Here is a 23618-nt window from a genome sequence, read left to right on the forward strand (position 1 = left end):
AGATATTCGATAGATGGCGTAACGTCGCGCTCCGGCGCGGCTGGACGAGGTGCGAGCGGGAACATGCGGGTATTGGTAAGTAACGACGACGGCGTGGAAGCACCAGGCATCGCGGTGCTCGCGCGCACGCTTTCTGCCGCAGGCGAGGTCATCGTCGTCGCGCCCGACCGCGACCGCTCCGGCGCGAGCAATTCGCTGACCCTTGATCAGCCGATCCGCGTGGTCAAGCTGGACGACAACCGCTACCGCGTCGCCGGTACGCCGACCGACTGCGTGCACCTCGCGCTTTGCGGCATGCTCGACAAGGATCCCGACATCGTCGTTTCCGGCATCAACAATTCGGCCAATCTCGGCGACGACGTGATTTATTCGGGCACGGTCTCCGCGGCCATGGAAGGGCGCTTCCTCGGCCTGCCCGCGATCGCGGTCTCGCTCGTCACCGTGGAAGGCAGCGGCCATCATTATGACAGCGCCGCGCAGGCCGCGCTCGCGATCATGCGGCGCCTGGTCGTCGATCCGCTGCCGGCCGACACCATCCTCAACGTCAACGTGCCCGACCTGCCCTGGCACGAGCTGCGCGGGTTTGCGGTCACGCGCCTTGGCAAGCGCCATCGTTCGGCGCCGTGCATCCGCCAGGTCGATCCGCGCGGGCGGCCGCTATGGTGGATCGGGCCGGCGGGCGAAGTCGACGACGATGGCCCCGGCACCGATTTCCACGCGGTGCGCGACCACTACATCTCGATCACGCCAATCCACGTCGATCTGACCCGTTTCCAGGCGCTGGAAAAAGTTTCGAGTTGGGTGAACTCACTGTCGCTGGCGCCGGATGCGGCCGCGTGATGATGACCCAGCGGTTGACTCCGGAAGCGCGCGGCTTGGGCATGACCAGCCAGCGCGCGCGCGATCGCCTCATCCTGCGGCTGCAGGAGCAGGGTATCGCCGACCGGCGCGTGCTCGACGTGATGCGCAGCCTGCCGCGCCATCTGTTCATCGAGGAGGCGCTCGCGTCGCGCGCCTACGAAGACACCGCATTGCCGATCGGCCAGGCGCAGACGATCTCGCAGCCGTATGTCGTTGCGCGCATGACCGCAGCGCTGATCGAGCGCGAAGTGCCGAAGAAGGTGCTCGAGGTCGGTACCGGCTCGGGCTACCAGGCCGCTGTGCTCGCCGCACTCGTGGAAAACGTCTACACGGTCGAGCGCATCGACGAGCTGCTGCGCAACGCGCGCCGGAGGTTCCGTAAGCTCGGTTTCGACAACATCCGTTCGAAACATGCTGATGGCAAGCTCGGCTGGGCCGAGCATGCGCCGTACGATGCGATCATCTTGACCGCCGCGGACGACGCACTGCGCGAGGAACTATTCGACCAACTCACGCCGGGCGGCGTGCTCGTCGCCCCGGTCGGCAAACCGGGCGTGCAGAAGTTGCTGCGCTACCGGTTGGTCGAAAAGGAGCAGGGCGCGATGTGGGTTGGCGAGTCGCTCGGTGATGTCAGTTTCGTGCCGCTGCTCGGCGGTTTGGTGTAATTCGCAACGCCGAGCGAACAAGCCTGCACTTTAGAATCGGACGCGGACGTATTGGAATGCTGTCGCGCGAGACGCGCGACAGTCGCGCCCCACGAAAGGAATAACGTTTTGAAATTGTTCAAACCCCTCTACGAAAAAGCGCTGGTCTGGGCCAAGCATCCGCTCGCCGAGCGTTACCTGATGGGCATCAGCTTCGTCGAGGCCTTCATCTTCCCGCTGATGCCGGAAATCATGCTTGCGCCGATGACTCTGGGGAAGCCGGAGCGCTGGGCCCGTTATGCGAGCCTGAGCCTGCTCTTTTCCACATTGGGGTCGATCATCGGCTATCTGATGGGCCATTACGGCTTCGAACTCTTGCGGCCGTTGCTCGATGATCTCGGCTGGCTGCCGGCCATCGATGGTTACGTCGCCAAGCTGCGCGGGCTCGGCGGCTGGGAAGTATTCTGGCTGCTCGTCGGCGGAGGCTTCCTGCCGATCCCGATGAAGATCATCGCCTGGTCGTCGGGCATCGTCGGCGTGCCGATATGGGCATTTCTCGCCGCGATGATCGTCGGCCGCGGCAAGCGTGTGTACCTGCTCTGCGGTGCGATCCGCCTCGGTGGCGAGAAGGCCGAGCAAACCGTACATAAATGGATCGAATGGATCGGCTGGGGATTGCTTGCCTTGGTCGTGCTTGCCGTGGTGTATTTCAAATTCCTGCATCACTGATGCAGCCGTGCGGCGTGCTTTTCCGATGATGTCGACGACGATGGCGATTACTGCGCATCCGCGCTCCCGCACCACGTTCGCCGTGCTTGCCGTGGCAGCGCTGGTATTGGCCGGCTGCGCCTCCGATCCGGCCGATGTCGAGGATCGTTCGATCGGCGAATCGCCGTCGCTGCAGGCGCCACCGCCCGTGCGCGCGAGCACGCCGGGCGGCAGCTATCGTGTAGTCAAGGGCGACACGCTGTATTCGATCGCGTTCAAGCGTGGCCTCGATTATCGCGACGTGGCGCAGTGGAACGGCATTGCAGCGCCGCAGTACAAGATTCTCGTTGGCCAGGAACTCCGTTTCAGCCCGCCGGGCATGCAAACCGCGTCGGTCGACACGCATCCGGCGGCCGTGGCTGCGCCGCACGAGATGACCGCGCAGGCTCCGGTGCCGGCCGCCAATCCCGCGGTCGCTGCACCGGCGCCGTCGGCGCCGAAAAGCACGAGCATGTTCGAGGATGTGCCAAACGAGCCCGCGCCGCCGCCGATCGAACAGGCCGCAGCGCCAACTTCAGCCTTGGCATCGAAGCCACAGCAACCGGTCACGCTCGCGCAACCTCCTGCAGCGCCCGTGATCGCCGCCACGCCGCCGCCGGTCGCGGCGCCTGCGGCCAAGAATGTTGCCGAGTCGCCACCATCGAAGCCGGCAAACGAGTCCGCATCGTCCAATGTCGGCGGCATCACCTGGCATTGGCCGAATGGCGGCAAAGTGGTCGGCACCTTCGTCGCCGGCGATCAGACCAAGCAAGGCGTCGACATCGCCGGCTCCGCGGGCGATCCGGTGCAGGCCGCCGCAGATGGCGATGTCGTCTACAGCGGCAACGGCCTGCTGGGCTACGGCGAACTGATCATCGTCAAGCACAACGCGAGCTTCCTCTCCGCTTACGGCCACAACCGCAAGCGCCTCGTTGCCGAGGGCGACAAGGTGCGTGCCGGCCAGCAGATCGCCGAGATGGGCTCGAGCGCGAGCTCGCGCGACGAGTTGCATTTCGAGATTCGCAAGAACGGCAAGCCGGTCAATCCGCTCGATTTCCTGCCGCCCCGGTAGCACACAGCGCTTTCGTCGCACATGTCCGCGCCGAATCGCGTCCGAAAGTCTTTGGCTCTTGATCCTCGAAGTTCTATGCTAGTTCGATGAATGCGGATCCGCGCGCCGACGACATCGAATCGGACGAACTGCTCGAGCTGATCCAGGCGGTCGAACCGCAGCAGGACGACGAGGCGCGCGATTCGACCAGCGCCTATCTGAACGAAATCGGCTTGATCCCGCTGCTCGACGCGGACGACGAGCAGCGCCTCGCCGAGCGCGTGGCCGAAGGCGATGCCGATGCGCGCAGGCGCATGATCGAGGCCAATCTGCGCCTCGTCGTTTCGATCGCACGCGGTTACGTCGGCCGTGGCGTGCCGCTGCTCGATTTGATCGCCGAGGGCAATCTCGGGCTGATTCGCGCGGTGGAGAAATTCGATGCGTCGCGTCGCCTGCGCTTTTCTACCTACGCGACCTGGTGGATTCGCGACGGCGTGCAGCACGCGCTGATGAGCCAGGGCCGCACCGTGCGTCTGCCCGTGCACGTGCTGCGCGAATTCGCCCAGGTGCTGCGCGCGCGCCGCCAACTCACGCACGAACTCGAACGCATGCCGAGCATCGACGAGCTCGCGCGCCATCTCGGCAAGAGCGGTACCGACGTCGCCGGCCTGTTCACCCTGACCGACCGCATTTCCTCGCTCGATGCGCCGCTGTCGGCCAGCGACGACCGTGCGCTGATCGAACAGTTGATCGTCGATGATGCCGGCGCGACGATGACACGCGCAGCCCTCGACCCGCGCAATTCCCGTATCGAGCATTGCCTGGAGCAGCTGCCGGAGCGACAGCGTCTTGTCCTGCAGCGGCGCTACGGACTCAACGACAGCGCCACGCAATCGCTCGCCGAGATCGCCGCCGAACTCGGCCTGACTCGTGAGCGCGTCAGGCAGATACAGAGTGAAGCGTTGGTGCGCCTGCGCGGACTGGTCGAGAGCGAGAACGTGGATCGCACGGACGGCGGTTAAGCGTCTTGCTCGACACGGCTTATTGCGCCTCGACGGCCGCGAGGCCAACTATCTCCGTCTCTGGTGCGCCCTGCAGCAAGCGCTTCTTCGCCGCCCATTGCGCGGCCTCGTCCATCGCCTCCAGCGCGACGAATTCGCCGGCGACCAGCGTCGCGATCGGCGCACCGTCGCGGTAGAGCACGCGCGCATTGGCGATATTCGGCACGCGTTCGCCGGCGAGCACGTGGCCGACGAGATTGAGCGGATCGGCGCCGCAGACGCCGACCAGGCTGCCGTCGCGCGGCCGATTGCGGATCGCGCGCAATGGCGCAATCGCCTCGGGCAGCGCGAACTGTTCACCGCTCAAACCGGCGATGAAGCGGCCGCCGCGAATCTCGCCGCGCGCTTCGAGTCGATGGCAGACGCGAAGCAACTCGCGCCATGGCGGCAGCCAAGCGGCTTCGCGCGCAACAAGGCGCCAGCAGATCAGGCCATAGCGCTTGAGCAACGTGCGCACGACGTGCTCCGCTTGTTCGGAATCGGCGCGCCCGTCTCTCGTAGATCGCGGCTTTGTGGAATTATCCACTCCTATACTTAGTCGGCGCAACAGCGACCAGCGTCCCGCGTCGGCGATGCCGAGCAGCGCGGTGCGGCGCCCGCGGCGCCGATGCGGCGAGGGTCGCCGCGAGGCTGGCACGAGCAGTGCGCGCAGGCCGGCGAAACTGTCGGAATTGATCCGACCCGCGGCGACGAGTTCGGCGAGCGCATCTTCGAGCTCGGTGTGCAGCAAATGCGTGGCGTCCGCCAGTTCGTCGAAGAACGAGGCGCCATGCTCGCGCAACGTGTCAGCCACCGCCTGCGCACGCGAGGACAATGCGGCCTGGTTGTTCTGCGCAGTCGCGCCGAGCGTATTCCACAGCGCGAGATTGCGCCGCTGCACGAGCACGATCGGCGTCGCACGCACGGGGCCGGAGGTGGTGCGTGGGCGCGGGTTTTGCTCGTCGTCTGCACGTGACGCGGGCGCACGCAAGCGCGTCCATACGACGCGTCCTGAGAGACACAGGTCGTCGAGCCAGGAAATTTCGTAGCCGGTCACGCGTGCGGGGAGAATTTCGTTCTCCCAGGCCGCGGCCGGCGCCTCGAAACCTTCAAGCTGGGCGAGCACGCCGGCGAGCGCATCAGGCCCGCTCACCTGCGTGCCCGGCGCGACGCGTTGCCACTCGAACAGGAAGCGCAGGTAGTCGCGCGGCTCGACCGGCTCGATCTCGCGGCGCAGGCGGTTGACCGTGTAGCGGTGGATGCGCGCGAGTAGATGGCGCTCGCACCATTCGACGGTGCTCGCGTCGTCGGTGAAGCGACCCTGCATGACGAAGCCATGGCGTTCGAGCGCGAGCAAGGCGAGGTCGATGTCGTTTTGCGCCACGCCGAGCGAGGTTGCGACATCGGCTGCAAGTACGGGTCCGAGCCCAGTCAGGCGCGCACGCACGATTTCAACCAGCGCATCCTCGCGCGTCCATTCGATCGCGGCGTATTCCTCGGGCGCGTCGACTGCAGGTTCGCAGCGCAAGTCGGGGAAGATCGCGACGAATTGCGGCAGGCGCTCGGCGGGAATGCAGATTTGCTTCCCTTCGCCAGGTGAGAGCAGGGGAGCTGAAAGCCGCGTTGCGCGGCGTTGCGCAACCAGCTGTTCGAACAGTTCACGCCACGATGATTTGTCGCGCATCTCCACATCGGTGACGAAACCCAGTCCCATCAATGCCTCGTGCAACTCGTCCGCATCGCGGGCCTCGGGCCATGCCTCCTCGCGCACCGAGGCGATCGCTTCGGCATCGAGCCGGCCGAAGTCGTCGGTCGTCTCGATATCGCCCCAGCGACGGCTCTGCACGGCCTGGGTGCGACGCTCCTCCAACGGTGCATCGTCGAGGAAGGCGTACGGCCGTGCGGTCAGAATCTCCGTGGCGAGCGGCGACGGCGCGGTGAGGTCTTTTGCAACAATGTGGATTTCTCCACTTTCGAGCATTTTTAGCAGGCGCAGCAGTGCATCGACGTCCATCGCTTCGTGCAGGCAGTCGTGCAGTGTCTGCGCGACGAGCGGATGGTCGGGAATCTGGCGTTCGCCGACGATGTTTTCGAGGCACGCGACCTGGTCGGGAAACACGGTCGCAAGCAGGTCCTCGCTCTTCATGCGTTGCAATTGCGGCGGTACCTTGCTGCCGCCCTGGAAGCGCGGCAGCGCGAGCGCGGTCACCGCGTTCCAGCGCCAGCGCAGGCCGAACATCGGCGCGTCGAGCAAGGCCTGGATCAGCACATGCTCGGCTGTGTTCGAATGCAGGTAACGCGAGACTTCGTCGAGCGGGAAGCTGTGGCTCGTCGACAGCGACAGCACGATCGCGTCCTCGGTCGCCGCGGCCTGCAATTCGAAGTTGAACGTGCGGCAGAAACGCTTGCGCAGGGCGAGGCCCCAGGCGCGGTTCATGCGGCTGCCGAACGGTGAGTGGATGACGAGCTGGGTGCCGCCGGATTCGTCGAAGAAGCGTTCCATCGCGAGCTGCGTCTGTGTCGGCAGCAGGCCGAGCGCGGCCTGAGTCGCTCCGAGATAGTCGACGATCTGGCGCGCGGCGGATTCGTTCAAGCCGACCTGCTCGCGCAGCCAGCGCTCGGCGGTATCGGAGCCGAATTCGAGTTGCGCGGAGACATCCTCGCGCAACCGCGACACGGCTTGCGAGAGTTCGTCGCTGCGCCCTGGCGCCTCGCCGAGCCAGAACGGCAACGTCGGCGGCGCGCCTTTAGCGTCCTCGACGCGCAATCGCCCGCGCTCGACGCGCAGCACGCGATACGAGGTGTTGCCGAGCTGGAAGATATCGCCGGCCATGCTTTCGACGGCGAAATCCTCGTGCACGGTGCCGATGCGCGAGCCTTGCGGTTCGAGCACGACTTCGTAGTCGGCGGTGTCGGGAATCGCGCCGCCCGAGGTGATCGCAGTCAGGCGTGCGCCGCGGCGTGCGCGCAGTACGCCGTTGACCGCGTCGCGATGAAGGTAGGCCGAGCGCGGCCCGCGCCGCGTCGTGTAGCCTTCGGCGAGCATGCGCAAGATGTCGCGATACGCATCCAGGCTGAGGTCGGCAAATGGATATGCGCGACGGATCGTGTCGAACAATTCCTGCTCGCTCCATTCGCGGCAGGCGACTTCGGCAACGATCTGTTGTGCGAGCACGTCGCGCGCGTCACGTTCGACCTGCAGCGTGTCGAGTTCGCCGCGGCGCACCGCATCGAGCAGAGCTGTGCATTCGACGAGATCGTCGCGCGACAACGGGAACAGGCGCGCCTTCGGTGTGCCGTCGACGGAGTGGTTGGCACGGCCGACGCGCTGCAGGAAGGTCGAGATCGAACGCGGCGAGGCGATCTGGCAGACGAGGTCGACGTCGCCGATGTCGATGCCGAGTTCGAGCGACGCGGTCGCGACGAGCGCGCGCAGTTCGCCGCGCTTGAGCCGCTGCTCGGCGGCCAGGCGCTGTTCGCGCGCGAGGCTGCCGTGGTGCGAGGTCACCGCCTCCTTGCCGAGCAGGTCGGACAGATGCTTGGCGAGGCGCTCGGCCATGCGCCGCGTGTTGACGAAGATCAGCGTGGTCTTGTGCGCTTCGATCAACTCGGCAAGGCGCTGGTAGACCGTGAGCCAGACATCGCCCGACATGACCGCGCTCAACGGCGCCGGCGGCAGCTCGAGTGCGAGATCGCGCTCGCGCGTGTAGCCGACGTCGATTATTTCGCAGGCATCGTCGTTCGCGCCTTTGAGGAATTTCGCGACTTCGGAGATTGGCTTCTGCGTCGCCGACAAGCCGATGCGTGTGAGCCTGTGACCGCACAGCGCGTCGAGGCGTTCGAGCGACAGCGCCAGATGTGCGCCGCGCTTCGACGGTGCGAGCGCGTGGATTTCATCGACGATCACGCTGCGCGTCGTCGCCAGCATCGCCCGGCCCGAGTCGGAGCCGAGCAGGATGTAAAGCGATTCCGGCGTGGTCACGACGATGTGCGGTGCGCGCCGCTTCATCGCCTCGCGTTCGCTCTGCGGCGTGTCGCCGGTGCGCACGCTGGCGCGGATTTCCACGTCGGGATGACCGAGCTCGGCGAGTCGCGCGCGGATGCCTTCGAGCGGCGCCTGCAAATTGATCTGCACGTCGTTCGACAGCGCCTTGAGCGGCGAGACGTAGACGATCTGCGTTTCGTCGGCAAGCGTATTTTCGCAACCTTGACGCACGAGATCGTCGATCGCGGCGAGGAACGCGGCGAGCGTCTTGCCCGATCCGGTCGGAGCGGCGATCAGCGTGTGCCGGCCCGAGCGGATCGCCGGCCATGCGCGCATCTGCGCGGGCGTCGGCGCGGGAAACGCCTGCGCGAACCACGCGGCGACGGCGGGATGGAAATCGTGCAGCGCCATGGGCAGATTATGCGCCCGTGCTGGCGCATCAGGATGAACGCAAGACGACGGATTGCGCGAGTAGAGCAGGGCGAGTTGGCGCATCGCGCGATGCTGGGACGGGCGCGTCTCAGGTTGTGAGACGCGCCCTCATCCTCGTGTCACGCTGACTAGCGGCTTCTGCGCTCGGCCCAGTAATACAACGAGAACATCGCGGCGACGAAAACGATGCCGCCGATCCATACCGATGCGGTAGCGAACTCGTCGCCGACGATCGCGAGCGGAAAATCCTTGCCCGAGAACGCGACGATCGCTGCGATCGCGACGCCGATCAGGCCTTCGCCAACGATCATGCCAGAGGCGAGCAGCACGCCGAGCTGCTTGCGCGACTCGGGCTTGGCCGAGCGCTCGGCGCGCTTGTCGAAGTAGGCGCCAGCAATCGCGCCGACGACGACCATGAGCGTCGCCGAGGTCGGCAGATAGATGCCGAGGCCGACCGCGAGCGGCGAACAGTGCGCGTCACTGCTCGAGCGGCGCAACGCCATATCGAGCACGATCAGCACGGCGCCGATCGCGGCACCAATGGTGATGAGGCTCCAGTCAATATTGTTCTGGATCACGCCCTGGGCGAGCGCGGAGATGAGGCCGGCTTGCGGTGCGGGTAGCGGATGCTCGCGCGTCGAGCCCGGTGTGCCGGCGAAACCGTAAGCCTGGTTGAGCAGGTCGAGCACGGGCGGAATGATCGCTGCACCGGCGATCACGCCGATGACCAGTGCCCACTGCTGCTTCGACGGCGTCGCATCGACGAGCTGGCCGGTTTTCAGATCCTGCAGGTTGTTGTTGGCGATCGTCGCGATCGAAAACACCATCGCGGTGACAAGCAGGGCGAACGCGACGAGGCCCTTCTCCGCGCCTGGTTCGAGGAACGGCTTGATGCCGAACACGAGCAGCACCGAGGCGCCGATGACGACGAGAATGCCGATGCCCGACACCGGGCTGTTCGACGAACCGATCAGGCCGGCCATGTAGCCGCACACGGCGGAAATGATGAAGCCCATGACCACGCTGTAGATCAGGCCGCCGATCACGAGCGAGGCGGTGAACTGGCCGAGGCCGCTCTCGTGGCTGAAGTAGCCGAGCAGCAAAGCCATCGGCACGAAGCAGGCGAGCATGATCAGGCCGACCGTACCGATCGGGATGTCTTGTTCGGTGCGCGGTAGAGTCGCGCCTTGGCCCGCCTTGCGCAGGCGCGAGGCAGCCATCGCCGAACGCAAACCGCTGACCACAGGCGTGACGAGCTTCAGCAGCGTCCAGATCGCCGCGACCGCAATCGTGCCGGCGCCGACGAAGCGCACCTGCTTGCTCCAGGTCGCTGCGGCCACTTGCGCCGCATCGCCGGCGACGGCGGCCAGCGCCGAGTAGTGCGGCACGCCCCAGATCCAGCCGATCAGCGCGCCGAGGCCCATGGCAATGCCGACCCAGAGTCCGACCAGGTGGCCGACGCCGAACAACGCCATGGACAAGTTGAAATCGAAGCCCGAGACCGGTCCCTTGTCGCCACCGAAGCGGAAGTACTGGGCGACATCGCTCGCGAACACGCGCGTCGCCACGATCAGCGCGAACGTCGCGGCACTGACTGCGCCCCAGATTACCGCGAGCAGTCCCACGCGGCTTTCCTCGAGCCCTTGCGCGGTCGCGTTTTCGCCCGGACTGCCTACCTTGAGCACTTCGGCACAGGCCACGCCTTCGGGATAAGGCAGGTCCGAACCGGTGACGAGCGCGCGGCGCAGCGGAATCGAATAGGCCACGCCGAGCACGCCGCCGACCGCGCAGATCAGGAACGTCTCCCAGAACGGAAAGCCGCTCCACCAGCCGATCATGACCAGGCCGGGCAGCACGAAGATGATCGACGACAGGGTGCCCGCGGCCGAAGCGACCGTTTGCACGATATTGTTTTCCTGGATTGTCGAATCCTTGAAGCCGCGCAGCAGCGCCATCGAAATCACTGCGGCCGGAATCGAGGTGGCGAAGGTGAGGCCGGCTTTGAGACCGAAGAACACGTTTGCGGCAGTGAACAGCACGGTGATGACTACGCCGAGCACGATGCCGCGCCAAGTCAATTCGCTGCGCGGCTCGGCGGCCGCGGCATGTTGGTTCGCCATGAAACTCCCCAAGTCGAAAACCGCAAGTATGGCAAACATTTTCCGCCCGGAACCGCAGGCGAGGATTGGGTGCCTTGCTGCAAAGCGGCAATCCATTTTTCGATATGACGGTTCTCGTGCGCGGCACAGGTAAAATTCATCACCTGGTTCAGGCCTGCCTCGCGCCGAAAAGTTAAGAAAATATTCAATCCGAACAAGAGGTTCAATTCTTGATTGGCGCGCCGAATCGGGAATAGACTGACTCGATTCTGAATGGTTAAGGTTAGGAGTGGAGTCAAACGCCCGGATTTGTTACTATGCGGTCGCTCGCGTTGCCGCTGACTAACGTTTTATTAACGCGACGCACGCATCAGATGTTGGTGTGGAGTGATGTTACATATGCGTGCCGCACACGGGGTTTGGCGGACGCCCGAAGAAAAACCATGCAAAGGAGACTCCGAATGAAACGTAATACCTTGTTTGCCGCCCTCGCCCTCGCCCTGGGTGGTGTCGGCGCAATTGGCACGGCGCAAGCCCAGGACTTCGGCTCCTGGTACGTCGCCCCGCGCCTCGGCGCTGTCGTTCCGGATAGCAACCGCACCACGAAGGTGTCGGGCTTCGGCGGCATTGGCGTCGGCGTTTGGGTGAACCCGAACTTCGCCGTCGATTTCGAATACGGCATCAACAACGCAGACTTCAAGAACAGCTCGCCGCGCAATACCCACCAGTGGGAGAGCGTGCAGCTCGACGTCGCCGCGCGTTACTTCTTCGGTGACATCGGCGCCGGCTGGCGTCCGTATGTGGTCGGCGCGCTCGGTGCGCTTCGTCACAAGGCCTACTCGGGCTCGCTGCTGTCGGCCCAGGGCTTCTCCGATTCGGGCGGTTGGGATCCGATGGCGCTGCTCGGCGTCGGCCTCCAGTACAACCTGTCTGACCGTCTGGCGTTCCGTGGCGAAGTCGCGGCGCGTTATGACCACGACAACAACTCGCTGAACTCGCCGCTGGCTCAGTCCTACGGCTTCAAGCGTGAGAGCGGCTTCACCGACGCTCTCGTCACGGTTGGCCTGACCTACAGCTTCGGTGGCGCCCCGGCTGCTCCGCCGCCGCCGCCGCCGGCCCCGCCGCCGCCGCCGCCGCCGGCTGCTCCGCCGCCGCCGCCGCCGGCAGTTATCGACCTCAAGGGTGTCGAGTTCAAGTTCGACCATCCGCGTCCGGGCGAGAAGCTGGTGCCGTCGCTGAAGGCGCCGACCGCCGCTTCGGTCCAGATCCTGGATGAGGCCGTGGATACGCTGAAGCGCAATCCGGACGTCCGCGTCGAAGTCGACGGTCACACCGACTCGAAGGGTACCGACGCTTACAACCAGAAGTTGTCGGAGCGTCGCGCCAAGGGCGTGTACGACTACCTGATCGCCCATGGTGTGCCGGAAAGCCAGATCACCGGCGAGAAGGGCTTCGGCGAGTCGCAGCCGATCGACACCAACGACACCGCGGAAGGCCGTCAGCGCAACCGTCGCGTCGAACTCAAGCAGTAAGATCGCTCGAGTTGGTGCAAGCAACAAGAAAAAGCCCGGCGCAAGCCGGGCTTTTTCGTTGGCGTATCGTTGCGATCATGCGTGATCGCGAAAATCAAGAAGCGGCCATTGATGGCCGCACTTCGGTATATTTTTGCGCTCGTCCTTGAACGCGAAGATCAAAAGCGGCCATCCATGGCCGCAATTCTCAATGAAAAGTCTTCAACCTCGACACGGTTTGGCGCGCGTGCTGAGCAAGCTCGGCATCTGTTCGCGCACTCAGGCACAGGTGCTCGTGCGCGCGGGACGTGTGCGCGTGAACGGGCGCATCGTGCGCGATCCGGAAGCTTCGACCGATGGCGTGCATGATCGCATCGCCGTCGACGACGAAGAGGTCTCGGCGCGGGAAAAAATCTATCTGGCACTCAACAAGCCGCGCGGCTACGTCACCACGGCAAGCGACGAGCGCGCGCGCGAGACGGTTTACGACCTGTTGAGCACCGCGAAGACAGCTGCCGACATGACTTGGCTCGCTCCGGTCGGACGGCTCGACAAGGCTAGCGAGGGCTTGTTGCTGTTCACCAACGACAGCGTCTGGGCAGCACGTTTGACCGATCCCGCTTCACATCTCGACAAGACCTACCACGTGCAGATCGATGCGCTTGCGGATGCGGACCTGCTTGCGCGCCTACGCGAAGGCGTCGTCGACGCTGGCGAGAGGCTCGCGTTGAAATCGGTGCGTGAGTTGCGCAGGGGCGAAAAGCACTCCTGGCTCGAAATCGTCCTCGACGAAGGCAAAAACAGGCAGATCCGTCGCGTCCTCGCGGCGTGCGACGTCGGCGTGTTGCGCCTCGTGCGGATTGCGATCGGTCCGCTTGTCCTCGGCGAACTCGGCAAGGGGCAGGTACGTCCATTGACCGCGTCCGAGTTAGAAGACCTCGGCGGGATGCTTCCCTAGCAGTTTTTCGCCAAATCGGTTATCGGTTAGTTACTTGACTACGCTGAGCTTTACTCCGACTTTCACGAACGCGGCGACCGCGCGATCGATCTGCTCGCGCGTGTGCGCCGCGCTCATCTGCGTGCGGATACGCGCCTGGCCTTGCGGCACGACCGGGTAGAAGAAGCCGATTACGTAGATGCCTTCATCGAGCAACTGACTGGCGAATTCTTGCGCGAGTTTGGCATCGCCAAGCATGACCGGCGCGATCGGATGCGTGCCGGGACGAATGTCGAAGCCGGCATCAGTCATGCGCTTGCGGAAATACAGCGCGTTGTCGTTGACCTTGTCGCGCAGCGACGTGCTCGACGACAGCATCTCGAACACCTTGATCGACGCGGCGACGAGCGGCGGCGGCAACGTGTTCGAGAACAGGTACGGGCGCGAGCGCTGGCGCAGCAAGTCGATGATCTCGCGGCGCCCGGTGGTGAAGCCGCCGGAGCCGCCGCCGAGCGCCTTACCGAGTGTAGAAGTGAAAATATCCACTTTGTCGAGAACGCCGTGCAGCTCGGCCGAACCGCGTCCAGTCGGGCCGACGAAACCGGTCGCGTGCGAATCGTCGACCATGAGCAGTGCGTTGTACTTTTCCTTGAGGCGCACGATTTCGTCGAGCTTGGCAATGTAGCCGTCCATCGAAAACACGCCGTCAGTCGCGATCAGACGCGTGCGCTTGCCTTGCGTCTCGGCCAAATGCTTTTCGAGCTCGACCATGTCGCTGTTTGCATAGCGGCGGCGCTCGGCCTTGCACAGGCGGATGCCGTCGATGATCGAGGCATGATTCAACGCATCCGAAATCACGGCATCTTCTTCGCCGAGGATGGTTTCGAACAGACCGCCGTTCGCGTCGAAGCATGAGGTATACAAAATTGTGTCTTCCGTACCGAAGAATTTCGCGATCGTCGCTTCGAGTTGCTTGTGCAGGTCCTGCGTGCCGCAGATGAAGCGCACGCTGGCGAGGCCAAAGCCGTGCGTGTCCAGCGCATCCTTCGCTGCCTGGATGATCTCGGCGTTGTCGGCGAGGCCGAGATAATTATTCGCGCAGAAGTTGAGCACCTCGCGCCCGTCGACGGTGCGGATCGAAGACGACTGCGGCGTCGCGATCACGCGCTCGGTCTTGTACAACCCCGCTTCGCGGATCGACTCGAGTTCGGACTGAAGACGGTTCTGGGCAGCGTAGGTCATGGCGGAATCCGGCGGACAATATCGGGAGTATCTGCCATTGTCCGCGATTCGCGTGCGCAAGGAAATTCGTCCGGAGTAAGATATCGGTGCGGCAATGCATCGGCGCGGCATGGGGAATGCGATGAAGGGTCGGTCTCCGGAACACGACAGGCGTGGCGCGGCGAAGCCCGCGGCCCCTGCTTCGCCACCGCCGTCCAGCGGCGGTCATCGCTTGCGCGACTGGCTGATCGGTACGCTCGGCATGATGGCCGCGGCGCCGGTGATCGGGCTGCTCGCCGGTTTCTTTCTGCTGTTCGGCGGCATCTTCCTCGGCGTTGCCTGGCAGGCCGCGATGAAGCCGTTGGTCGACATGCGCCAGTACGCCCCGTTCACCGCGTCCACCTCGGGGCGCATCGTCGAAAGTTGGGCGGCGATCGACTTCGATCCAGCCAATCTTCCCGCAGGTAAGTTGTACTGGGATCGCGCCAGCAAGATTTCGCGCTGCGCGGTCGTCGAATACACGGCCGGCGAATGGGGCTCGCCGCTGCGCCGCGCCTTCTGCGGCATGCGCCTGCAGTTCAGCGACAACTTCCGCCTGAGCGACTGGGCCGAGGCGGTACAAGAAGGCATTCCTTTCACCTTCCTGCGCGATACGAGCGGCTTCGAATTGCAGGAGGTACGCATGAGCCGCGCGACGCTCGACTGGATTTCGCATCACTCGCCACGCGATACGTTCGGCATGAGCAAGCCGCCGCCGACCACTGCGCTCGCCGCGCTGCGCGAACAGTTCGACCTGCCGGTCGACGTGGCGGTGTTGAGCTGGACCCATTCCGTTCCGGACTTTCCGCTGCGCTTCGATCCAAAACGCCCGCAGGAGGCGATGCCGGCGCGCGTCGTCGAGGACAGCCATGATTGGTACCCGGCGCCTGCGATCCTCGCGCTGCTGCTCGCCGTGCCGGGGTTCTGGGTCTGGCGAATGGGCGTGCGCTTTTTCTTCCCCGGCGAGCCGTCGGCACCCGTGTTGTGGGTGCTCACGCTGTTACCGCTGCTCGCGCTGCCGTGGTGGGGCGAGATGCTGCCCAAGCTCATCGCTCGGGCGAACCGCGACTGGGCGACGATCGCGAGCGACATGCTCGACGACGTCACTCGCGGCACGCGTCTCATCGCAAGTACGCCAGGCGAGGCCGAGTTCGCGCGTGGCGAGCGCCTCGTCTGGCGGCTCGATCAGGGCGCATACGCGGATACCTTCGGCCGCATCCGCTACGCCAAGCCGGAACCGGTGCCGAAGTCCGCGGACGAGGCGCTCGCCGCGCTGCGTACGCAGACCGCGGCGCAGGTGCGCAGCTTCGATTCGACGCAGCGCGCGACGCTGTTCCGACGCCTGCGTGAGCAGTACGACGCCAACTTGCAGAACGTGCAGCGGCTGTTCACGACGGCCGCGGAGGACACCTTGCGCGATGCGGGCGCCGATGCGGCCGCGCATAAGGCGGCGAGAAAGTTCCTGATCTTCGCCTCGGGCGGCAGCTACTACGAGGACCAGCTCGACAAGATAGAAGTGGCGCCGAGTTCGGCTAGCGCCGCGCCATCCCAGTGAACTCGCCGGCCGGATATTTCGGTGCGCCGTCGTAGGGCGCGCGCAAGACCACATGCCAGCCGCGCTCGCGCAGTTTGCGTTTCGCCAGCGCCGAGGCTTCGCCGCCGATCAGCGCCGTCTTGCCGGCAGTGCCGAACTCGGTACGGGTGAAGAACTCGTCGATATCGGCGGTCCAGCTTAGGTAGTCCACGGGCATCGGCAACAGCAGCCTGCCGTCGCGTGCGATGTAGACCAGCGCTGCGCCGGCGATCACGAACTTGCCGTCGCGCTCTTTCGGCCACTGCTTGCGGATCTGCGACAGCGCATCGACGAGATAACGCCCTTCGACCTCGCCGTGCGTCACCGTGCCGAGTTCGAGCAGTTCGTTGCAGCCCGCGCTCGGCGCGAGCGCGACGATCGAGTCGGCGAGCCGCGTGCGCATCGTGTCGCTGAAGCCGCCGCGCTTGAGGAACTGGCGGATGCCGAACTCGTCGCTGCAGATCGATGCGAGCTGTTTCTCGTTGCGCTCGCGAATCTGTTCGGGCGTGTGGCTGAGGACGTACTCGTTGATCAGGCCCGAGTCGGTAATCACGTCCGCGGCCGTGCCGCCGATTGCGCCCAGCGCCTGGCCGGCGGAGAAATTGCCCCAGACCGCGGCCCAGGCGAGCGAATTCAGACGCTCGGCGATGTACGGGTTCGACGTGTTCGGATCGAAGCCGAGACGCTTGGCGATCTCATTGCGCGAAGAGTTGTACTTGAGATAGCGCTTGACCTCACGTCCGGCATCGCGGCCGGCGCGGGCGTACCAGGCTTTGCTCGGCCTCTCCGGTTCCGCGGGCGGAGCGGGGACGCCTTGTGCGTCGTCTGCGGCAATCGCAGGCGCGTCGACATCGACATAGCCGGCGGGATCGGCGGGACTCGGCTGTTTCGCATCGGCGTTGGCGCGCGCGGCCGCATCCAGCGGCACGTCTCGCCCTGCGGTCATCGGCCCGTCCGGTGCGCGGAACGGATCGCCCTTGTTTTCCATGATGCGCGCGGAGCGGTCGCTGACACTCTGCGCGCGGTTTGCCCAGATGCCGATCTGCTTCTTGAAGTAGCGCACCACGCCCATCGGCAGGCCGACGATCGAGTCGACCGGGTGGCTGATGACCTTGACGATGGTGCTGCCGGTTTTCTTGCCGCGCTCGGCAAGCGCACTGCCGAAGGCGCCGCTGCGCGTGGCCTGGTCGAGTGCCTCGATCGCGGGAATCTCGCTGACGCGAATCGCGAGCATTTGTGCGCTGTCGGCCGTGAGCGGGCCGTATGGCGTCGTGATCGAGAAGCGCGCCATGTAGCCGCCGACCTGCGCTTTCGGGTCAACCGTGAAATTCGGCCCGCTGAGCAGCGCCGGTTCGGCGATCGCTGCCGCATCGAGCACCGGTTCCGATTCGTAACCGCATTCGCGCACGCACGCGGGCGCGTCACGCGCGAAGGACTCCGCTCGATGCGCGGACAAGATCAGTGCGACCAGCGCCAAGGAAAGTTTGCGCCACATCGATGCGGGGTTTGCCAGGGGCCTCGGAATTGCGCTGAACGGATCAGCGAACGGTCTTGTTCTGCTCGAGGAACTCGGCATATGCCGCGTCGAGACGCTCGAGATTGTTTTTCTCCTCACCGGAAAGGACGTAGCGGCAGGAGTCGACCGGCATCAGCCGGCTGGGCTGGAGCAGGAATTCGATCAGATGATCGACGTACTTCTGGAAATCGCGTTGTTTGGCGTAGACGCGGGCCACGTGCTGGGCTTGGCCGAAGTCCATGTGCGCCAGGGTCTGCGTCGCGATTGCAGTCTGGTAAGCCGAATCGAGCAGCAGCGGATAAGCGATGCCGTGCCAGCCGGGAGTCTCGCTGCAGAGCCGCGGCGTGTGCGTGGCATCTGTTTTCGCCTTCTCTGCCATTTCCGCGTCGGCCTCGGCGATCTGCTTCAGGCCGTGTGCGATTTCCGCGCGGCTCGCTTCCATCTCCGCACGCAGCGCGTGCAATGCGGCTTCGACCTGCTTGTGCTCTTCACGGTCGCGGCTCCATTCGCCGATCGCGAGCGCGAGCAACACGCCGAGCACGACCGAGAATGTCTGTACTGCGATTTCGGCGAGACTGATCGACTCGCGATGGAACCAGCGGCGAGCGGCAGACCGCGAGTCGTGTTCGCCGCGGCGTTCGAATGCAGGCGTTGGATCGTGGCTCACCGCGTGCTCCGGCGGCCCATCGTCAATTCCACGAACAGACGACCTTACCGCATTGCCCGGCGTCCATCAGATCGAAACCGCGCTGGAAGTCGTCGATGTGGATCTGGTGGGTCAGCACCTTCTGCAGCGGGAAGCCGGTCAGCAGCATCTGCGTCATCTTGTACCAAGTCTCGTACATGCGCCGGCCATAGATGCCGTGCAGCACGAGGCCCTTGAAGATGACCTTGTCCCAGTTGATGCCGGCGCCGTTCGGCATGATGCCGAGCATGGCGATCTTGCCGCCGTGGTACATGCAGTCGAGCATGTCGCCGAACGCACGCGGGTTGCCCGACATTTCCATGCCCACGTCGAAGCCTTCCATGTGCAGATCGGCCATCACGTCCTTGAGCGATTGCTTGGACACGTTGACCACGCGGGTCGCGCCCATGTCGGCGGCGAGCTTCAAGCGATAGTCGTTGACGTCGGTGACGACGACGTTGCGCGCACCGACGTGCTTGGCGATACCGGCGGCGATGATGCCGATCGGGCCGGCGCCGGTGATCAGCACGTCCTCGCCGATCAGATCGAACTCGAGCGCGCAGTGGGCGGCGTTGCCGTAGGGGTCGAAGAACGCGGCGAGCTCGGAGGGAATCTGGTCCGGTACCGGCCACAGATTGGAAGAGGGCATGGCGATGTATTCGGCGAACGCGCCGTTGCGGTTCACGCCGATACCGATCGTATGCGGACACAGATGCTGCTTGCCGGCGCGGCAGTTGCGGCAGACGCCACAGACGATGTGGCCTTCGGCGGAGACGCGCTGGCCGATCGAGTAGCCGCGCACGCCCGGGCCCATGTCGACGATGCGGCCGACGAATTCGTGGCCGATCACCAGGCCCGGCTTGATCGTGCGCTGCGACCACTCGTCCCATTTGTAGATGTGCAGGTCGGTGCCGCAGATCGCGGTCTTCTCGAGCTTGATCAGCACCTCGTTCGGGCCGATCTCGGGCAGCGGCACCTGCTCCATCCAGATGCCTTTGCCGGCTTCGCGCTTGACCAGCGCCTTCATCATTGCTTGCGACATGAGAGTGTCCTGACGGGAATGCGCAATTATAGCTGTGCGCGGCCCCCCGAGACGGGGCGCCTCTCATCACGATCCGACAGTCAAATGGGTTGCCTGCAGGGGCTGTAGGCCGGCCTGCGGTAGCAACCTCGCGAGTTGCGCGTCTGCGTCAGTCGAGCACTTCGCGCCAATTCACGCGCGAGACCCCCGCGCCTCCGGCCGCTTGCTTGACCTTGGCGGTGCCGACCGACAGGCCGGTTTCGCCGTAGAGCAGGGCGACTTCGCTGGTATTGTTGCTGCCCGGCAACGCAACCATCTGCACTTTGGTCACGGCGCTTTTCGTGCTCAGCGAACCGATCGTTACGCCGGAACTGGTGAGCAGCGCCGACTTGCCGCTGGTGTAGTCGGCATCGTAGACCGTGCCTTGGAACGAGCATGGATCTGCGGTTGGCGTGAGCGTGGCCCAGGCGACCTGGAAGATGCCAGCCGCGGCATCGGGATCGACCACGACGCGCTCGGTGGCGCCGTTGGCGCCTGCAGTGCCCTTGAGGTCGTAGTACCAGCCGGAATCGGTGTCGGCCACTGTCTGGGTCAGGCCGACGGTTAGGTCGTCGACCTTGATCAGATCGCCGCGTTTGATCGCCGAGGTCGCGCTGGAGGGCGCGAGGTCGGTGCCATCACGCAGCGCGTACATGGTTTGCTGCTTGGTGTCGGTCAGGTCGCCGATGTCGAGGAACTTGCCGGTGCCGACGAATACCCAGCGACGCAAGCCCAGGCCGGCCGAGTCGACATCGACCTCGATGCGCGGCGCGGTGGTGATCGGCTGTGCGTTATTTTTATCGTCCTGCAACTGGGCCAGCAGCGTGGGGTTGGGGTAGGTGCCGGTGCCGGACAGGTCAAAGCGCCAAAGGTTGCCGAGCAGGTCGCCGGCGTAGACCTGCTCAATGGTGTTGTCGCTCAGCGTGCGCGTGAATGCAGTCGCGCGCGCCAGCCCGCTGGGGCTGGCGGCGGTGCCGGCATCGTCTGTGGTGAACGTGGCGAGTTTGGCGCCGGTCTTCGCGTTGAGCACCCACAGATGGCCGTGGCCGCTGCTGTTGTTGTAACCCGAAGTCACCAGCACAACCCAACCGTACTTGCGCGTCTTCACGATCAGCGGACGACCAAACGTGTAGCCCATGTCACTGTCGGTGAATTCCCACAGCACTTTCTGCGCGATTGAGGCTTCCTGGGTCGAACTGCTGGTTGTATCGAGCGCCGCGGGTACCTGGGTCACGTCGAGTGCGTAGATGCCTTTGCCGCCCTTGCCGAGACCGCCGACCAGCAACGTGTGCCATTCCGGCGTACCGGGCGTGGTACCGCCGGTCCAACCGAAGTCGACGTCGGCGACCTGCGGCGTCTGGTCGACGTAGAAATGGTGTGCGTATGTATTCGTGGTCACGCCGTTCAAGTTGCCGAGCGCGGCAAGGCCGCTGACCGGCCCGCTGGTCGCATCGCCGTAGACGAAGCTCGGCACGTAGGCGAACAGTTCGCTGCCGCCGCCGGTGACCGTGTTGGCAGCGCTCGGCGTCGAGAAGTCCGCGGCGAATGCATGCAGCATGCCGTCGTTTGAGCCGACGTAGACCACTGGGCTGCGGTCCTTCACCGTGGCCGTGAAACTGGCGTAGCCGGGATTAGCGGCGTCGGTGTAGATCGGCGACAGCGCGGCCTGGACGAGCACGGCTTCCGAGTTGACGATATCGCCAAGCACGTGCTTGCGTCCATGGTACTTCGTGCCCTCCTGACTGCGGTCGCCGCGCAGGAAGTTGAGTAGGGCGCTGTCGCTGTTCAACGCCGCTTGCTGCGTAGCAGACAACTGGTTGTAGCGGAACGGCACGCCCTTCGCGTTATAGGTGATGATGCGCCGGCCGGTGTCCCAGGCAAGCTTGCTCGAGGTGGCGTTCTCCTTCGCCTGCACGAGGTTGTCGAGTTGTGTCTGCGCATGCCAGTCCGGTGGCGGGTTGACTTCGGTGATGCTGCCGCCGCTGACGCCGGTACCGATGAAACCTTTCACATCGCCGCTCCATTCACCCGGCGTGTATTTGGTCTGGTACAGCGGGAAGCCGGTCGCGCCGCTGGCGTTGAACGCTGCGGTGGCGTTCGAGAGCACGCGCGAGGCTGTCACGTTCGGACCGGAGGCGGCCAGCGGTGTCTTCGACGACACACGGTTGAAGATCTGGGCAAGGCCAGACTGGATCAGGTCGGGACGGTTGCCTTGGGAGTAGTTGTCCGGGCGCAGATCCTTGCCGGAGATTGTGCTGCTGTTGGTGTGCCAGCCGAGGAAACTCTGCGGCGTCGGCGCCTTGGTCGTGCCCACGCTGGCGCAGGTTGCCGGACTTGTCGTGCACTGCTGATCGTCGACGTCGAAACCGCCGTACTTCGCCGCGAGCCAGTACATGTTCGGCCCCGGGCTGGTTGAGACCTGGCCGGTCTTCAGGTTGCCGGGATTGTAGACCTCGTTGCCGCTGCTGCCGTCGTAGGGACCAGGTTCCATCACGTCAACGGTGTAGGTGTCGATCGTGATCTTGGTATTTTTCTTGTTCGGATCGCTGTCGGTCAGGTCGGCGCGCTGATTTTGCGTGTGCGCGTAGTAGGCCATGCCGGCCATGCCGTAGGTGGGCGCGTTGCCGTAGGTCGAGTCCGGCTCGAAGATCGTGCCGAGCGTGCCTGTAGCGATGCCGAGGTAGCCGGCCATGCTCTTCGATGCGGTTCCGCTCGGCGAGCCCTTCGCCTCGACCAGCGGCAGGTCGCCAAGCGCGTTGACCCAGGCTTGTGCGTCGAGGCCCGGATCGCTGCCGTTCGCAGCCAGCGGCGCCAGCGGATCCTTGTTGCTGCACGCGCCGTTGCCGGACGAGTTCGGACCTTTGCTCGGAATCGCCGAATCGCAGTGCGTATGCGAGTCGCCGATCGTGACAATGGCATTGCCTTGGCAGGTGTACTGGACCGGATCATTGCTGGGACTCGTGATCGCCGGAAACCCGTCGAGATCGGCCGCGGTGAGGTTGCCAACGCCCTTGTTGTAACTTGCGGCGAGCGGGACCTTCTTGTAGTAGGCGAGCGTCGCCCAATACAGTTCCGACAGCGTGTCGAGGTTCTCGTAACCGGTTTCCTGCAGGCCGAACTGGTTGAGGTAGTTGATCGCGCCGCTGTTCGTCACGCCGGATGCGCTGGCCGAGGTTGGATCGGGATTGGCGACGAATACGCCAGTGTCTTTGTCCCATTCCTTGTTCGGATTGTCCTGGCGCGCGCCGAAGCCGTTGTAGCTGGTCGGGCCGTTGTCGCGCAGCAGTGCGCGGACCAGGCCGTTCGGATGGTTGCCGCCGTTGTTGAACACGTAACCGGACGCGCCGACGCGAATGCGGTTCGCGTTCTGCTGGATCAAGCCTTCAGGCTTGTTGTACTTGCCGGCACCCGGATAGTCGCTGGTCGCGTGCGCGCTGTTGCAGTTGCTTTCGAGCATGCCGGGTACGCACACCTGCACGCGCGCGTAGTAGACGGTGCTGGTCTTGCCGCTGTTGCCGCCACCGTCGGTGAAGTTCGCGTTGTTCGAGACCTCGATGAACACGCCCTTATCCTTGCCACTGCCCAGCTCGGTCGGCGGATTGGATGCGTTGACCGAGCGGATGTACACGTCGCTGGCCGCGGCGAGGGTGGAGTCGCCGACCACGGTGGACGGCGCGACGTTCGCGCTCGCGCTCAAGTGCTTGGTCGGGAAATTGCTGTTCGAGCCTTGCGAGGTGCGCCGCGAACGTTGCAGCACGGTCACGCCGTTAGCTTCGTCGATGACGCGATAGCCGCCGGTCAGCGCCTGGCGGAATTCATCGAGCGCGGTCATCGACGCCCAGTTGAGCATATTGCCGCTCCAGTGCGCCGCCTTCGTGGTCTTGGCGCAGGCGCTGGTACCGAGCAGGGCAACGGGCACGAAGTAGTTCTTCGTCGAGTCGTAGTCGTAGCACTTCTGCGGATCGAAGTAGCCCAGGTATGTGCTGCTGCTCTTGTAGCCGGCCGTGTCGGTGTACGCGGCGACGTTGCCGGTCGGAAATTCGACCGACAGCGCGAGCATCAGGTTCGCGGGCACGTTGCTCGCGCTGTACAGCGGAAGGTCGGACAGTGGCGTTGCGGCGTGCGCGGCAATGCAGGTCAGCGCGCCGAGCAGGCCGGGCAACAGGCGCCGGAGACGGGGACTGAGGAGGGGACGGGCAGGGCTGGTCGTCATGGCG

The 23618-nt window shown here is 64.8% G+C and carries 15 protein-coding genes; 8 read left to right on the forward strand and 7 right to left on the reverse strand.

Annotated elements, in window-relative coordinates; genetic code table 11:
• The first annotated feature begins 63 nt into the window (after window positions 1–63).
• From surE to F455_RS21420, 5 genes are all read left to right on the forward strand, one after another.
• A complete protein-coding gene (gene surE, locus F455_RS0118430; protein ID WP_026293531.1) occupies window positions 64–840 on the forward strand; it encodes a 5'/3'-nucleotidase SurE in 777 nt (258 codons plus the stop codon).
• Window positions 840–1526 carry a protein-L-isoaspartate(D-aspartate) O-methyltransferase gene (locus F455_RS0118435; protein ID WP_018974798.1) on the forward strand — a complete coding sequence of 229 codons (687 nt, stop codon included), beginning with the start codon at window positions 840–842 and terminating at the stop codon, window positions 1524–1526. Before surE ends, F455_RS0118435 begins: the two co-directional genes overlap by 1 nt.
• A 108-nt stretch (window positions 1527–1634) precedes the next feature.
• Entirely contained in the window at window positions 1635–2234 is a 600-nt protein-coding gene (locus F455_RS0118440; protein WP_018974799.1) for a YqaA family protein, read from the forward strand.
• A gap of 28 nt (window positions 2235–2262) precedes the next feature.
• Window positions 2263–3324 (forward strand): peptidoglycan DD-metalloendopeptidase family protein, encoded by a 1062-nt coding sequence (locus F455_RS0118445; protein ID WP_245540023.1) that lies wholly within the window; start codon window positions 2263–2265, stop codon window positions 3322–3324.
• 86 nt (window positions 3325–3410) lie between these two features.
• Window positions 3411–4325, forward strand: a complete 915-nt coding sequence (locus F455_RS21420) for a sigma-70 family RNA polymerase sigma factor (RefSeq protein ID WP_018974801.1) — start codon at window positions 3411–3413, stop codon at window positions 4323–4325.
• A 19-nt stretch (window positions 4326–4344) separates the two neighbouring features.
• On the opposite strand, the gene F455_RS0118455 is transcribed toward F455_RS21420, so the two are convergent.
• Window positions 4345–8745 (reverse strand): DEAD/DEAH box helicase, encoded by a 4401-nt coding sequence (locus F455_RS0118455; protein ID WP_425413753.1) that lies wholly within the window; start codon window positions 8743–8745, stop codon window positions 4345–4347.
• 143 nt (window positions 8746–8888) lie between these two features.
• Window positions 8889–10880 carry an OPT family oligopeptide transporter gene (locus tag F455_RS0118460; protein WP_018974803.1) on the reverse strand — a complete coding sequence of 664 codons (1992 nt, stop codon included), beginning with the start codon at window positions 10878–10880 and terminating at the stop codon, window positions 8889–8891.
• A 440-nt stretch (window positions 10881–11320) separates the two neighbouring features.
• Here F455_RS0118460 and F455_RS0118465 point away from each other — a divergent pair, with 440 nt between their 5' ends.
• Window positions 11321–12391 (forward strand): OmpA family protein, encoded by a 1071-nt coding sequence (locus F455_RS0118465; protein ID WP_018974804.1) that lies wholly within the window; start codon window positions 11321–11323, stop codon window positions 12389–12391.
• 190 nt (window positions 12392–12581) lie between these two features.
• Entirely contained in the window at window positions 12582–13328 is a 747-nt protein-coding gene (locus tag F455_RS0118475; RefSeq protein ID WP_033410599.1) for a pseudouridine synthase, read from the forward strand.
• A 30-nt stretch (window positions 13329–13358) separates the two neighbouring features.
• Here the strand turns inward: F455_RS0118475 and kbl are convergent, their stop codons facing one another.
• Window positions 13359–14549 (reverse strand): glycine C-acetyltransferase, encoded by a 1191-nt coding sequence (gene kbl, locus F455_RS0118480; RefSeq protein ID WP_018974806.1) that lies wholly within the window; start codon window positions 14547–14549, stop codon window positions 13359–13361.
• 121 nt (window positions 14550–14670) lie between these two features.
• Between kbl and F455_RS0118485 the strand changes: the two genes are divergently transcribed.
• A complete protein-coding gene (locus F455_RS0118485; RefSeq protein ID WP_157579079.1) occupies window positions 14671–16122 on the forward strand; it encodes a hypothetical protein in 1452 nt (483 codons plus the stop codon).
• Here the strand turns inward: F455_RS0118485 and F455_RS0118490 are convergent.
• The 4 genes from F455_RS0118490 to F455_RS0118505 all read right to left on the reverse strand — a co-directional run bounded on the left by F455_RS0118490 (window position 16100) and on the right by F455_RS0118505 (window position 23614).
• The gene (locus F455_RS0118490; RefSeq protein ID WP_018974808.1) at window positions 16100–17635 is read right to left on the reverse strand and encodes a hypothetical protein; all 1536 of its coding nucleotides are present in this window, start codon (window positions 17633–17635) and stop codon (window positions 16100–16102) included. The genes F455_RS0118485 and F455_RS0118490 overlap by 23 nt on opposite strands.
• A gap of 43 nt (window positions 17636–17678) precedes the next feature.
• Window positions 17679–18323 (reverse strand): hypothetical protein, encoded by a 645-nt coding sequence (locus F455_RS0118495; RefSeq protein ID WP_018974809.1) that lies wholly within the window; start codon window positions 18321–18323, stop codon window positions 17679–17681.
• A 22-nt stretch (window positions 18324–18345) separates the two neighbouring features.
• Complete coding sequence (gene tdh, locus F455_RS0118500; protein WP_026293533.1) at window positions 18346–19368, reverse strand: L-threonine 3-dehydrogenase; 1023 nt, start codon at window positions 19366–19368, stop codon at window positions 18346–18348.
• A gap of 163 nt (window positions 19369–19531) precedes the next feature.
• Window positions 19532–23614 carry a pilus assembly protein gene (locus F455_RS0118505; protein ID WP_018974811.1) on the reverse strand — a complete coding sequence of 1361 codons (4083 nt, stop codon included), beginning with the start codon at window positions 23612–23614 and terminating at the stop codon, window positions 19532–19534.
• Window positions 23615–23618: the final 4 nt, after the last annotated feature.

It is taken from the genome of Rudaea cellulosilytica DSM 22992 (assembly GCF_000378125.1).
Classification (GTDB): Bacteria; Pseudomonadota; Gammaproteobacteria; order Xanthomonadales; family Rhodanobacteraceae; genus Rudaea; species Rudaea cellulosilytica.

Coding starts and splice junctions, on each gene's coding strand:
- tdh (WP_026293533.1), bottom strand. CDS start 19,368: ATGAAGGCGCTGGTCAAGCGCGAAGCCGGCAAAGGCATCTGGATGGAG.
- F455_RS0118435 (WP_018974798.1), top strand. CDS start 840: ATGATGACCCAGCGGTTGACTCCGGAAGCGCGCGGCTTGGGCATGACC.
- kbl (WP_018974806.1), bottom strand. CDS start 14,549: ATGACCTACGCTGCCCAGAACCGTCTTCAGTCCGAACTCGAGTCGATC.
- F455_RS0118460 (WP_018974803.1), bottom strand. CDS start 10,880: ATGGCGAACCAACATGCCGCGGCCGCCGAGCCGCGCAGCGAATTGACT.
- surE (WP_026293531.1), top strand. CDS start 64: ATGCGGGTATTGGTAAGTAACGACGACGGCGTGGAAGCACCAGGCATC.
- F455_RS0118505 (WP_018974811.1), bottom strand. CDS start 23,614: ATGACGACCAGCCCTGCCCGTCCCCTCCTCAGTCCCCGTCTCCGGCGC.
- F455_RS0118445 (WP_245540023.1), top strand. CDS start 2,263: ATGTCGACGACGATGGCGATTACTGCGCATCCGCGCTCCCGCACCACG.
- F455_RS0118465 (WP_018974804.1), top strand. CDS start 11,321: ATGAAACGTAATACCTTGTTTGCCGCCCTCGCCCTCGCCCTGGGTGGT.
- F455_RS0118475 (WP_033410599.1), top strand. CDS start 12,582: ATGAAAAGTCTTCAACCTCGACACGGTTTGGCGCGCGTGCTGAGCAAG.
- F455_RS21420 (WP_018974801.1), top strand. CDS start 3,411: ATGAATGCGGATCCGCGCGCCGACGACATCGAATCGGACGAACTGCTC.
- F455_RS0118490 (WP_018974808.1), bottom strand. CDS start 17,635: ATGTGGCGCAAACTTTCCTTGGCGCTGGTCGCACTGATCTTGTCCGCG.
- F455_RS0118485 (WP_157579079.1), top strand. CDS start 14,671: ATGAAGGGTCGGTCTCCGGAACACGACAGGCGTGGCGCGGCGAAGCCC.